14 protein-coding genes and 1 tRNA gene are annotated in these 12,144 nt (G+C 39.3%); 4 read left to right on the top strand and 11 right to left on the bottom strand.

Going from position 1 to position 12,144, the window contains the following annotated elements; translation table 11 throughout:
* Positions 1–35 precede the first annotated feature (35 nt).
* The 3 genes from tpiA (at position 36) to AC3KZC_RS10955 (ending at position 1,236) form a co-directional block, all read left to right on the top strand.
* A complete protein-coding gene (gene tpiA / locus AC3KZC_RS10965) occupies positions 36–785 on the top strand; it encodes a triose-phosphate isomerase (RefSeq protein ID WP_490579445.1) in 750 nt (249 codons plus the stop codon).
* A gap of 1 nt (position 786) precedes the next feature.
* The gene (gene secG / locus AC3KZC_RS10960; RefSeq protein WP_490579446.1) at positions 787–1,143 is read left to right on the top strand and encodes a preprotein translocase subunit SecG; all 357 of its coding nucleotides are present in this window, start codon (positions 787–789) and stop codon (positions 1,141–1,143) included.
* Positions 1,144–1,150: 7 nt separating this feature from the next.
* Positions 1,151–1,236 (top strand) — tRNA-Leu (locus AC3KZC_RS10955).
* Between the two features lie 59 nt (positions 1,237–1,295).
* Here the strand turns inward: AC3KZC_RS10955 and AC3KZC_RS10950 are convergent.
* The 4 genes from AC3KZC_RS10950 to AC3KZC_RS10935 form a co-directional block, all read right to left on the bottom strand.
* Positions 1,296–1,703 carry a type 2 periplasmic-binding domain-containing protein gene (locus AC3KZC_RS10950; RefSeq protein WP_490579447.1) on the bottom strand — a complete coding sequence of 136 codons (408 nt, stop codon included), beginning with the start codon at positions 1,701–1,703 and terminating at the stop codon, positions 1,296–1,298.
* 11 nt (positions 1,704–1,714) lie between these two features.
* A complete protein-coding gene (locus AC3KZC_RS10945; RefSeq protein WP_490579448.1) occupies positions 1,715–2,908 on the bottom strand; it encodes a porin in 1,194 nt (397 codons plus the stop codon).
* A gap of 149 nt (positions 2,909–3,057) precedes the next feature.
* Entirely contained in the window at positions 3,058–3,381 is a 324-nt protein-coding gene (locus AC3KZC_RS10940; RefSeq protein ID WP_490579449.1) for a hypothetical protein, read from the bottom strand.
* Positions 3,382–3,431: 50 nt separating this feature from the next.
* The gene (locus AC3KZC_RS10935) at positions 3,432–3,932 is read right to left on the bottom strand and encodes a DUF1543 domain-containing protein (protein ID WP_490579450.1); all 501 of its coding nucleotides are present in this window, start codon (positions 3,930–3,932) and stop codon (positions 3,432–3,434) included.
* Between the two features lie 159 nt (positions 3,933–4,091).
* Between AC3KZC_RS10935 and AC3KZC_RS10930 the strand changes: the two genes are divergently transcribed.
* Positions 4,092–4,865: a hypothetical protein gene (locus AC3KZC_RS10930; protein ID WP_490579451.1), complete on the top strand. Its 774-nt coding sequence runs from the start codon at positions 4,092–4,094 to the stop codon at positions 4,863–4,865.
* A 213-nt stretch (positions 4,866–5,078) separates the two neighbouring features.
* On the opposite strand, the gene AC3KZC_RS10925 is transcribed toward AC3KZC_RS10930, so the two are convergent.
* The 7 genes from AC3KZC_RS10925 to AC3KZC_RS10895 all read right to left on the bottom strand — a co-directional run bounded on the left by AC3KZC_RS10925 (position 5,079) and on the right by AC3KZC_RS10895 (position 12,026).
* Positions 5,079–5,240 (bottom strand): YbaM family protein, encoded by a 162-nt coding sequence (locus tag AC3KZC_RS10925; RefSeq protein WP_490579479.1) that lies wholly within the window; start codon positions 5,238–5,240, stop codon positions 5,079–5,081.
* A 1-nt stretch (position 5,241) separates the two neighbouring features.
* Positions 5,242–5,511, bottom strand: coding sequence for a late competence development ComFB family protein (locus AC3KZC_RS10920; protein ID WP_490579452.1), 270 nt, complete (start codon positions 5,509–5,511; stop codon positions 5,242–5,244).
* Positions 5,512–5,622: 111 nt separating this feature from the next.
* Complete coding sequence (locus tag AC3KZC_RS10915) at positions 5,623–6,525, bottom strand: histone deacetylase family protein (RefSeq protein ID WP_490579480.1); 903 nt, start codon at positions 6,523–6,525, stop codon at positions 5,623–5,625.
* A gap of 2 nt (positions 6,526–6,527) precedes the next feature.
* Positions 6,528–7,115, bottom strand: coding sequence for a primosomal replication protein (locus AC3KZC_RS10910; RefSeq protein WP_490579453.1), 588 nt, complete (start codon positions 7,113–7,115; stop codon positions 6,528–6,530).
* Positions 7,115–7,891, bottom strand: coding sequence for a TSUP family transporter (locus AC3KZC_RS10905; RefSeq protein WP_490579454.1), 777 nt, complete (start codon positions 7,889–7,891; stop codon positions 7,115–7,117). The genes AC3KZC_RS10910 and AC3KZC_RS10905 overlap by 1 nt, the downstream gene beginning before the upstream one ends.
* Positions 7,891–9,963 carry an ATP-dependent DNA helicase DinG gene (dinG, locus tag AC3KZC_RS10900; RefSeq protein WP_490579455.1) on the bottom strand — a complete coding sequence of 691 codons (2,073 nt, stop codon included), beginning with the start codon at positions 9,961–9,963 and terminating at the stop codon, positions 7,891–7,893. The genes AC3KZC_RS10905 and dinG overlap by 1 nt, the downstream gene beginning before the upstream one ends.
* A gap of 92 nt (positions 9,964–10,055) precedes the next feature.
* Entirely contained in the window at positions 10,056–12,026 is a 1,971-nt protein-coding gene (locus tag AC3KZC_RS10895; protein ID WP_490579456.1) for a tetratricopeptide repeat-containing sulfotransferase family protein, read from the bottom strand.
* Positions 12,027–12,144 lie beyond the last annotated feature (118 nt).

The raw sequence follows: 12,144 nt of genomic DNA, 5'->3' as shown, positions 1-12,144 counted from the left end.
TAGTATCTCGCCCGCTAAATGAGTTGGAGTAATTAATGAAATTACGTAAACAAATGGTTGCAGGCAACTGGAAAATGAATGGTTCAGTTGAGCTGGTAAACCAAATTGCCAACGCAGTTTCAGCTGCAGAGCTAAATAGAGTTGATGTGGTGGTTTTCCCTCCTTTTCCTTTATTAACAAATGCTTTGCAAAACGAACTTGTTGTAGGTGCACAAACTGTTTCTGAATTTAAAGCAGGTGCATATACTGGTGAAGTTGATGCTCAGTTATTGGCTGAGTTAGGTTGCGAATACACATTAGTAGGGCATTCAGAAAGACGAAGTATTTATAACGAATCTGACGATGTAATTGCTAACAAATTCCAACGTGCACAATCAATAGGTTTAATACCGATATTGTGTGTAGGCGAAACTGAACAAGAGCGTGAACAGAATTTAACCGAATCTGTTGTTTCTCGTCAAATAGATGCAGTAATCAACAAATTAGGTGTGGTATCTTTAGTTAAATCTGTGATAGCATACGAACCCGTTTGGGCGATAGGCACAGGTAAAACTGCAACGCCAGAACAAGCACAGCAAGTGCACAAGTTTATTCGAGATAAAATTGCCTCTCTAGACGAAGTAATATCTCAATCCTTAATACTACTTTATGGTGGTAGTGTTAATGAAAAAAATAGTGAATTATTGTTCGCACAACCTGATATTGATGGTGGCCTAGTAGGCGGAGCGAGTCTGAATCCAGATAGCTTTGTCAATATTTGTAAAAGTGCACAAGGAAACGTATAAGATGTACGAAATATTGTTGATAGTTTATTTAGTTGTTGCACTAGCACTGATTGGAATGGTGTTGATTCAGCAAGGTAAGGGCGCAGACATGGGCTCTTCATTTGGTGCAGGTGCTTCGGCAACCGTATTCGGTTCAAGTGGTGCTGGTAATTTCATGACCAAAACTACAACAACACTTGCTGCAGTATTCTTTGTTTTGAGCATAGTGTTAGGTAACCTAACAGCTGGCCAAATTAAGAAAACTGATGAGTGGACTGACTTATCTACAGCACCCGCTGCAGAAGTAGTAGAGAAAATAGTACCGGCAGTTGAAGATGTGCCAGTATCTGAAAACAAAAAGTCAGATGTACCAAACTAAAGAATTTGCCGTGGTGGTGGAATTGGTAGACACGCCATCTTGAGGGGGTGGTGAGCTATGCTCGTGCGGGTTCAAGTCCCGCTCACGGCACCAAATATAAAAAGCCAGTCATTAGACTGGCTTTTTTGTTTTTGAATTGAAAATTGTATTTGTTAAAACTTAGCGATTACTTTTACATCACCAGTCACTTTACTTGCATCGACAAAGCCAATAGCATTTTCAGAGCTTGCAACAAAATTTATCATTGCAGCGGTATTATCCACTTTTTTTGGTGGCGTACCTTTACCTGTAAATACTAATTTTGACCAGTAAGCATTAACTTGACTGCTGGATTTTTTAAGTACTTTTTCATTAAATTCAGCAGTAATAGGGTCACCATCGTCTAAGCTCGCAATATCAATTTTATTCCCATTTGCAAAAGACTTTGTTTTACCTAAGTAAATTTTCGCAATTTCTTCTTGATCCAGCGAAATGCTCGATGATGAATGGACGACAACCGCGACTTCAGCCATTACATTTAGACTTGATGATAATAAAAAAATCGGTATTAATTTATTCATAAATAGCCTCCTTAAAATACCAAATCTACGCCAAAAGCAATGACATCACTATCATCGTTCGTAATAGCATTATCTACCATCGTGTAATCAACTTTAAATGCCGCTGAAGGGTGGAAATCATAACGCACACCAAATGAATAGGAACTGCTATCTATGGTCGTTCCGTTTATTGCTGCATTTGTTAAATCACGCAATAAAGGTGCATTTGGATTAGTCGGATCAGTTGAAAGAGGAAGTGTTCCATAAGTGGGGTGAACAAATGTTGTTGGAACAGTATTAAATTTACTTCTATCGTGTTCAACGTCACGATTTTCATAGGTTATATGAACTAACCAATTATCAATACGATAACCTGCAGCAATATAAAACTGTTTTTGTGGGGCAACAAAGCTATTTTTTACTTCAAGCTCAGTGTATTCGCCATCGAGTAAAAAGTTTTCATAATCAATAGAGAATCCGATCCCTAAGAAACTACCATCATCTTTTTCAATTAGTAGCTCATCAGTTTGCGCTTTCAAGCCGTAGCTATTCAATCCAGCTATTAATCCGGTGAACCCAGGCGAGTTTTGGGCGCTAATGCTTGTTTCTGCTACTAAATAAGCAGCACGTAAACTCAACCAATCATAGGCAAGCGTCCAGTTAATACCTGCGATCCCATTTAACTTAGCAGGGTCGTCATTAGTAAACGTTGTTACATCACCACTATAAGCACCACCAATCAGCTGTAATGTTGAATCCCAATTGCCAAGTTGAGAATTATAAACAAAGCTAATCCCTTCATAGGTAGAGAATGCTAGGTTGTAAACCGATTTAGGTGGACGGATCCAGCGGTAGGCATATCCAACATCAAGAAAGTCTGAATAGCGATAAAAAGGCACGCGCATTCTTCCTGCGCTAACTTGTGTATGGTCATTAATTTGATATGTGAGATAGGCCCATTCAAACTCTGCGTTATAATCATTGTCCCCTTTTGCGACAATTTGCGCTGTTGCCGATAGGTTGTCTTGCAGATCAGCTGAAATCTGTAGTGCGAACAAGCTTTCGTTTTCAAAGGAGAGTTCATCGGTGTAACCAAATAAATCACTATTTTTATCTAAAGCCATACCACCAATCACTGAAGCAAAGCCATTGATCCTGACTTCAGCGTGTGCGGGAATACTCATGCAGATTATTGCAATAGTACCTGCCAATAATTTTAATTTCATACTATGTCACCCTGAGAGTTATTTTTTGTAAATACTATTCTCAGGGAAGTCTAGTAACTAACTGATTATTTGCAAACTTTGTTTGATTTTAGGATTAAATTATTTTCTTATGGTAGCGTCTAAAATATTAAAGAGAGGTTTTTGTACATTTAACGAGAAAAAAATAATTCAATATTTTCAGTTAATTGTTCTTCAAATTGTTGTTCAAAAATATTTTTATCTGTTTTGAACAAAGAGAGGTACATACCTACTTTTGCTTCATCAAGGCTTCGGTTGTTTATATGGTATTCCCATTCAGGCAAAGTTTTATCAAACCTAGGGACTACAACGAGTTCAGAAAAGTAAGGCTGTTGTAATTGCTGATTAACAAAGTCACAGAACGCTTCTATAAAATCAATACCTTGTGGTCCGAGACAACCTGGTTCTAACCGAAATAATACGGATAGTTTCTTTTCTTTTGGTAGAGACTGCATGGCATTAACCTTAGGCGTAAATTGGTTTAATATTAGTTCAAAAAATAAAATTATAACACGTGATAACCAAACCAATCAGGCTGTAATGGCTGGCTCTGACCGCTTGGTTCTAAATGAATATGATAGTTTAAATCTAGCAAGGTGACTTTAAAGCAATCATCGACATCATATAAATCATCTTTGTGTTGTAATAGTGTATTTGTTAACAGTGTTTTCATGGCTTTATCTTTAGCTTCATAACTTGATTTTGCTACAAATAAACCAAACTCATGTTGCTCCGCAAGATGGTCTACTCTATAGCCGCCAAGGTTTACAAAGTATAATTTTAACTCAGATTTTTGCTCTGTTTCTTTTATTGATATTTTATAGCCATCGATATGGGTAAGTTGAATAAAAGAATCGAGGTGAACCGAGTTTTTGTCACCAATCCAACGTTGTTTTAAAGTCGAATACGTTTGTTCAATGGACATTCCAATTACAAATTGCACATCATGAATTTCAATGTTGCCGCCAAAAATTCGACCACCGAGATACGCTAAATATAGGTTCATTGCTGTGTTTATTCTGATATTTAATACTTAAGTAATTCAGTTTATTTGTTATTTTCTTTAATTACCAGTTTGGTTGTAATGCTTAATATACGAATATTACGCTGAGTTTAAGTTATTTTATTGTTATCATCTGAGCGAGATATTTAAAGAGACTATGCTGTGTCAACAAAGATTACTTATCAAAAAATGAATGCTTGTTCTAACGTGCATTTTCATCAATGTTTTTATTGTGGTTGTATTGCTACGGAGTTAGATTACGCGCCCCCTAAGAGATTTGCTTATGAATACCAATTATCAGAAGATGATGGTGATTTTTACGCCGTACCTAGCTGTTTAGAGTGTGTCACATTGTTAGTGGGTTGTCAGGCCGCTTACGTGACGCTTAGGCGAGATAAACTTAAAGTACTATTAGCTAAAAAGTACCAGCAAGCGTTGCATGTTTATAATGTATGGCAAGAGGATGAGTTAGCTTTATTGGATGATAGGTTAGCGCACAGTATTGCTGCTGGTTTAAAGCTTGGCCAAGAGTCGCTAGAGCGGCTTGAATTTGCAGGTTTTAGTTATGAAGTTGGCGGTGATGTACATCATGTTTTACCCGCAGCTAAAATTCAAATTAATATTGATGAGTTTACCTTTTCAAGTACGAAGGCTGCCTTGGAATATACCAATAAAACATATCGGATCCCAAAGGCAACCTTAATTGATTTACTTGAAATTTATCAAGATGATTATAATCAAGCTATTTATCGTTTTGGCCAAATGCAATTAGAAAAAGAGCACGATAAAACACTAAAAAAACGCTGTACAGAATTTTCTAAATTACATAAACAGAATTTAAAGTTTGTGATCCGCACTGTTGAGCATTTTTTAAAGCAAGACGAAGAACTTACTATTGAAATGGCACTTGTAAAGTTACAAGAGCGCATCGAATGACAATAGGATGGTTTTATACCAATCGTAATAAATAACTGATCACCCTAGCTTGTTAAAACACCCGATAACTTCGTTAGATTTTTTGATTGTAGAATAATTACTTATCGAAAAAATCAGCCTTGTTTTCAAGCGTTTTTCCTACGCTATTTTTGATCACTTACTTATCGTGATTGGTATTAGGCTGTTTAAGCTCTATAGGGAATTAAATAATAGTTAGGGTTTATTGATCTCGTTCAGCTTGTTTTGATAATCAGCTTTAACAATCTCCAAAGCGGCAATCACATCTTGCGGTTGAACATCATGCTGCTCAAGCAGCATGATTAAATCAATGGCTAATTGCACATGTTTTGGTGCGTTAGCCAGTTGTGTCGTAATATCACTCATTGGTATTTCGTCTGGCAATGAGTTCAAGTGCGGATTCGATGGCTGTTTTAACTTTACTTTCCATTTCAATACGCTCTTTTTGCGGTGAATAAAAAGCCATGTCTACTTCGAATCGAATATAACGAGTTGGTAGGTGATTGAGCACAGTACAGCAAAAATCAGCTAAAGTATCATCGTCGAACTTTTTATCTATCCCTTGTTTAACGATCTCATCTAACATGAGTTTTTCATAATAATTGTGAATATCATCATGTAATTTCATACCGGCTCCATTTTCAACGTTGGGTGTTATTCTTATTTATCGCATTTAAATGTAACACTTAAACGGCATTAATGAGAATGTATCGCCTGATATTTTACGCATTTAGATGAATTATTTATGGTATTGCAGAGCCGCTTTAAATAATTGCAGGTGCACATCGACCAGCCGGCTGATATTTCGCATGTAACCTCCGCCAATCGCGCACGCCAAAGGAATACTTTGTGCTTGGCAAAAACCAATTACTGCAAGGTCACGTTGGTAGACACCCTCAAGGCTAATATTTAAATACCCTAATTCATCTTCTGTAAAAATATCGGCACCCGCATTATATAAAATTAAATCCGGTTGGTTTAAACGCGTGGCGAGCGTAAGGGCTTGGTTGACTGTGCTTAGGTATTCGTCATCGGTGCAACCTTTATTAAGCGCAAAATCAAGGTCAGATTGCTGTTTTTTAGCAGGAAAATTTTGTTCGCAATGGATAGAGCAACTAATGATATTGCTGTGTTGTTGGCTGATCTGTGCGGTGCCATCACCTTGATGCACATCACAGTCAAAAATAAGTACACGTTCTACTAAACCAAGTTCAATGCACTGCGCAGCGGCAATCGCTAAATCATTAAAAATACAAAAACCACTGCCAAAATTACTAAAGGCATGGTGATAGCCACCACTAAGCTGCACCGAAAAGCCCTGTTTTAATGCGGTTTGAGCCGCGTCAATACTCGCCCCAATCGAAAGGCAAGTGCGCTCTACGAGCTCCTTTGACCAAGGAAAGCCCATTTTACGAACTGCTTTAGGCTCAAGCTCGCCAGTTAAAAATTGCGTCACATATTTTGGCGAATGACACAGCAGCAGTTGCTCTTCGGTTGCAGGAGTGGGTAATTGAAATTGGAAACCATGTGAGTCATCAAGTGCGTTGATGGCTTCAAATAATAAGCGATATTTTGCAATGGGAAAGCGATGAGAGGGCGGTAAATCAAGCGCGCTGTAACAAGGGTGATAATAGCAAACCACACTCATTTTAATTTTTCAGCTCGTTGAATTTTATCTTCAATTGCACTAATTGCTTTACGGCAGCGGCCTAATCGGCCATGCAGAGCCAATATTTCAAGATTGATCTTGCTTGCTTGCTCGCTATTGGCTTTATCAAGTTGTAAGCGACGAATAGAAACCATTTCATTGAGGCGGCGCTCAAACTCATGATGATCAGAAAGCTCCTTATACAATTCATGTGATGATTGCATAATTTGTTGCACCGCTTTTTTGTAATATTTTTTTCGCGCTGGCTGGTTTTCTTTTACCCAAACCGGTGTTGCTTTTAATACTCTTACTATGGCTTCAAGTTGTAAGGATATTTTTTCGACCGCAAACGTATAGCTATTACGCTGCGCAATATCAGGCATGCTTTTTAAAGCGTCACTAATTTCGTCTACGTAATCGAGTAGCAGCATACTTTTACTACTGAATAAATGAGGATCAAACAAACGATGTTTATTTTGAATAAAACGGTTTTTTTCGAGCAACTTGGCATTATCAAATGCTTTGGCATCATGCTTAAGTCGAGTAATTTGTGTTTCTAATCGTTCGATAACCGTGAGTGACATTATAAATACGCCTCATAGGCCAATTTTAACGCCAGTAAAATGACCATAGTATTAAATAATGGACGAATGAGTTTACTGCCAAATCGAATGGCCGAATGTGCGCCTAACCATGCACCAAACATTAAAAAAGCGCCCATGGTAATGCCTAATAAAAAGTTAACATGACCCAAAACGACAAACGCACTAAGTGAAACCACGTTACTTACAAAATTCATGGAGCGGGCGACACCGCAGTTAAGCAGCAAATTCATTTTGTATAAATACGCATTACTTGCAGTCCAAAAAGCGCCAGCTCCTGGGCCTGCTACACCATCAAAAAAGCCCAACGCTAACCCTTGGCTAATTTGTTTAGGTGCAAGGTTTGGAATATCTTTTGGCATCTCTACTGATTCACCATGATTTAAGGTGCCAAATAAGCTGTAAATAGCCACGGAAATAATAATAACAGGCAGTAATTTATTTAAAAAATCAGTACTGAGATGATCGACAATTAAAGTTCCGATTAACGCACCAAGGGCGGTGGCAGCAATTGATTTTTTCCAAAACGAGGGATTAAATAGCTTTTTTTTATAGTAAGTCAGACTTGCTGTCAGTGAGCCAAAGCTAGCGGCCAGTTTATTTGTGCCTAAAACTAAATGAGGAGGCAGTCCTGCGGTTAAAAGCGCAGGAACGGTCAGTAATCCGCCACCGCCAGCGATGGCATCAATAAAGCCAGCTGCAAATGCGACGACGCAAAGAATTGTCCAAGTCATTGGATCCAAAGCAAGTTCTAACATTAATAGTCTATTTGTCTTTTGAACGGCGGTAAGGAGTCAAGGATGGCTTTACCGTAGCGTTTACTGATAAGGCGCCGGTCTAAAATGATAATCCGGCCTGAGTCTTGTTCTTTGCGAAGGAGTCTACCACAGCTTTGCACTAATTTCTTAGACGCATCTGGCACAGTAATCGACAAAAAAGCATTACCACCGCGTTTTTGTACATATTCTGCCTGAGCCTCTTCCACTGGCGAGGTTGGAACCGCAAAAGGTAGCTTTGTAATAATCAGGTTCGTTAAATAATTCCCCGGTAAATCAAGCCCTTCAGAAAGGCCTTGAGTGCCCATTAAAATAGAGCCATTTCCGCCATCTATTTTACTTTTGTGCAGGTTCAATAAAGCCTCACGAGAGGCTTCACCTTGAATTAATAAGCTTAGCCCTTTGGCGCGAAGTCCTTTGGCCACTTCACCCATCTGCCAATAAGATGAAAACAAAATCAAGTTACCTTGCGTAGGTTCAATAAAGTCAGGCAAGCGGTCGATTAGCATTTGGGTAAACGCTTTATCGGTTGGCTCGCAACTTACTTTTGGGATATGCAAGGTTGCTTGTGCTGGGTAGTCAAAGGGCGAGGGAACTTTGAGGTAAGTGACTCCTTCTTCGCCCACTAATCCGGCTTCAAATGCAAAATGTTCAAAAGTACCAAGCGCGGTGAGTGTTGCGGAGCAAAGGACTGCGCCTGCACATTCATTCCACAGTTTATCTTTTAAATAAAAGCCAACTTCAATAGGGCAATCGGCAAGTAAGTGGTCGTTACTATTTTTATATTCAAGTTGTTTGAGCCACCGTGCGTGCGGCGTACTTTGGCTTGAATGCGTTAAGTTGTGCCACAGTTTGTTAAAGTTTTCGATCCGTTGTAAATACACGCCACTTTCGGCCAAAATGGGTTCTGCCACATGGTTTTGTACATCACCATCGCCGAGGTCTTGGGTGAGAGCTTCGTGCATTTTACGCAAGTGTTTCATCACTAATGATGAGGTTTCGTTTAAATCTGTGCTGAGCAACTGGAGTGTTTGCGGTAATTCACCATCACTAAAGCGGTAGACATTATCGTCGTTGTATTCAAAGCTTTGTTCGTTTAAAAAATCGCGAACTTTTTTTAATAGCGCTTGTGAGTCGTTGAGGGCATCGGCAAGCTTAAAATTAATACCAATGGCTCGCTGTGATGAAATGGCGTTGGCGAGTTTTTGATTAAACTTACTGAGTTTTTCAAGTAACTCCATTGTGCCTTTTACTGTTCCTGAAGCGGCTGAAAAATCACGAGTGATTTGAGGTAAGTGGTGCGCTTCATCAATCACATAAATGCAATTGTCAGGCTCTGGTAAAATAGTGCCGCCGCCTAAATCAAGGTCTGCTAACAATAAACTGTGGTTTACAACTAAGACATCCATTTGACTCAAGCGATTACGTGCTTGATGAAATGGGCAGTGCTGATGGCCATTTAACTGGCGCTGACAGGCATGTTTATCACTGACTATGACTTGCCAGACAGCATCTGGAATAGTATCTGCCCAACTATCACGATCGCCGGCCCATTGTTTTTTTTCATAGGCTTGTTGCAGTTGTTGTAGGCACTTTTTTTCCATCTCCGATAATGGGGTGCTACTCAGAGGAATAAATTCAAGTTGCTCAGGCGCATCCTCCAGTGCCATGGCGAGCTTTTGTGCGCAGACGTAACGATTGCGGCCTTTCACTAAATCAAATTTAAACTCTAAGCCTGAATGTTTGGCAAAAAAAGGCAGCTCTTTTTCAATCAACTGCTCTTGCAGTGCAACCGTTGCAGTTGAAATAACGAGTTTTTGATTTTTGCTCAATGCATAAGGTAATGCGCCTAAGCAATACGCAAGAGATTTACCTGTACCAGTGCCTGCTTCCATGACGCAAATGCGTTGAGTGCGGTGATATTGGCCACTTAAGGTTTTTGCTATTTCGGCTACAAGGTAATTTTGCCCTTTACGGGGTTTGTAATCACTTAAGTTATCAGCAACATGTTGATGAATTTTACGAATGGATTTTTTTAGTGCATCGGAAAGCATCAAGCAGGCCTAAGTGAGTGGTAAAAGAGTACAGCGACTTATTTTAAGAGTATGAAGGGGATCACACAAGCGCAGATCACCTTCATTTACTTCTAACCCACTAAATCGGGCGTAACAACCTGTTTTAATGGTGTTAAATAAGGGTCGAAGCTTTGCCAGTGATGTAACGCATTTTGATATAAAGGTTGGCGAACTTGCTCGGAACTGGCCGTTGCAACCGCGCGGTTATTAGTGTGAAAGGCAATACACGCTGGTTCTAATTCTAATCCAAGGTAGCTAAATACAGTGGTTAGGGTATTGGGTAAATCGTTTACGAGGTCTTCATAATAAATCGTTAATATTTGGTTTGGTAATACACTGTGCCAATGATCCATCAGGCTTACATAGTGATTATGGTACAAACCAATTTGGGTCAGATCGTATGAAAAATCATGACCTTCAGCAAAGTAATGTTTAAATAAACTCCAGCCGCTGGCCAGTGGATGGCGTCTTACATCAAGGATTTTGGCATTTGGAAAAAGGGTTTTAATTAAACCTAAATGATGAAAATTATTGGGTAGTTTATCAATAAAAAAGGCTGCGCCTTGGCGTAATGGCTGCACAAAATTTAGGTATTGCTCAGCTAATGTGCTGATCTGCGAGCTATTTAAGTGACTTAAAATTGCAGGATAACTGCTGTTAGCGCGTTGCGCCTGCATTGCCAGCTTTCGTGCAATTGAAATGATTTCTGTCAATTCCATCGTTGCATCAATCTGAGAATGATTAGATAAAATGTGCTCGACTAACGTCGAGCCACTGCGTGGCATACCGACAATAAAAATAGGTGCTTGGCTTGAATGCCCAAGCGCAGCGGTTTGCTTAAAATATTCTGCAGTAAAAAAAGTAATGTGTGATAAACCTGAAGGCGGTTTGTAATGCGTTAAGGTTTTAAATTTAAGCTGGTTTGCAGTGTTGTAATGTTCAAAGCTAAGCGCGAATTGGCGTTGATCTTCATATGCTTTACCGAGCGCAAAATGCATTAAAATGCGAGATTCATCTGTAAGCGCTTCTTTGGTCAGTAATTCGCGTATTTCGCTCATTTGTAATGGACTAAAGCGATAGGTTTTTAGATTTGCCAAGTCCCAGTATGCTTCCCCTTGCAGCGGATTCAGTGTGATAGCCTCTAAAAAAGCTGCGATGGCTTTATCGGGCTGCCCCATGATTTTATAGACATTACCTAAGCGCAGTTGCACTTGCGAAGGGTTGGAGTGGCAAAGGCTTAAATCTTGGTACAAATCGACCGCTTCTTGATAACGTGCCAATTTAACTAAACACATAGCTTTAATGCCATAAGCCTCAAGATGATAACTGTCATGGGTGAGAGCTTGGTTTATGACATCAAACGCTGCTTTATATTGTTTGACAGCAAAAAGGGTAAGCGCAAAGTTTATTTTATATTGGTTGATATGTGGTTTGATTTGGCAAACTTGGCTTCTTAGCTGTACTGCAACATCATCATAACCAAAATGTTGTGCTATCTGAGCATGGATGCTTAAAACACGAGGTTCATTTTTTACGTGTTGCAATAATTGGCGGCATAATTTGTCGGCGGTGCTAAAGTCACCGCGGTTTAATGCCTTTTCAGCCTGTGCTAGTTGCTGATTAAATGCTGCTATTAACTCAAACTGATGATGACTTGATTGTGCTTGTTCAAGATTATTTGTTGCTTGGTAGCATTGCGATAAGAGCAGCCACGCATCGTGATGTTCAGGATGAAAGTGGCATAAATGATCAAGTGACTCAATTGCCTCATCAAATAACTGTTCTTGATATTGTTGTTTTGCTAAATCAAACAATGGTTTGGGTTGATTCGATTGCGCTTTAAGCCAATGTACTAAAACATTAATTTTTTGCTGCGGTGATGCACTGTGCTGGAATAAATTAAAGTACAACGCTTGTGCGTTATTAAATGCTGGATGAGTTGTGATGATAGGGATGAGTTGTTCAAGCGTTGCCGGTGCGTTGTCAGTGCCCAATTGTTGCAGTTGATTTACTTGCTTTATTACAGAAAAAATCTCGCTCATACCGTCCCTTAAAGATAAAATTAATGCCACACTCATCGCGTTACGCTGTTATTTAATCAGAACTTAGCCATGATAGCGAATTGTTAATACAAGCGGTTATACGTACAACCATCAATTA

The organism is Pseudoalteromonas sp. J2K-J031, assembly GCF_058197095.2.
Note: the sequence above shows the minus strand (reverse complement) of the source record. Positions and strands in the feature narration are given on the sequence as shown.

Excerpts from the sequence above, each read along its gene's own strand:
- AC3KZC_RS10905 (WP_490579454.1), bottom strand. The coding sequence starts at position 7,891 with ATGTTAGAACTTGCTTTGGATCCAATGACTTGGACAATTCTTTGCGTC.
- AC3KZC_RS10935 (WP_490579450.1), bottom strand. The coding sequence starts at position 3,932 with ATGAACCTATATTTAGCGTATCTCGGTGGTCGAATTTTTGGCGGCAAC.
- AC3KZC_RS10920 (WP_490579452.1), bottom strand. The coding sequence starts at position 5,511 with ATGAAATTACATGATGATATTCACAATTATTATGAAAAACTCATGTTA.
- AC3KZC_RS10945 (WP_490579448.1), bottom strand. The coding sequence starts at position 2,908 with ATGAAATTAAAATTATTGGCAGGTACTATTGCAATAATCTGCATGAGT.
- AC3KZC_RS10895 (WP_490579456.1), bottom strand. The coding sequence starts at position 12,026 with ATGAGCGAGATTTTTTCTGTAATAAAGCAAGTAAATCAACTGCAACAA.
- dinG (WP_490579455.1), bottom strand. The coding sequence starts at position 9,963 with ATGCTTTCCGATGCACTAAAAAAATCCATTCGTAAAATTCATCAACAT.
- tpiA (WP_490579445.1), top strand. The coding sequence starts at position 36 with ATGAAATTACGTAAACAAATGGTTGCAGGCAACTGGAAAATGAATGGT.
- secG (WP_490579446.1), top strand. The coding sequence starts at position 787 with ATGTACGAAATATTGTTGATAGTTTATTTAGTTGTTGCACTAGCACTG.
- AC3KZC_RS10910 (WP_490579453.1), bottom strand. The coding sequence starts at position 7,115 with ATGTCACTCACGGTTATCGAACGATTAGAAACACAAATTACTCGACTT.
- AC3KZC_RS10950 (WP_490579447.1), bottom strand. The coding sequence starts at position 1,703 with ATGAATAAATTAATACCGATTTTTTTATTATCATCAAGTCTAAATGTA.
- AC3KZC_RS10940 (WP_490579449.1), bottom strand. The coding sequence starts at position 3,381 with ATGCAGTCTCTACCAAAAGAAAAGAAACTATCCGTATTATTTCGGTTA.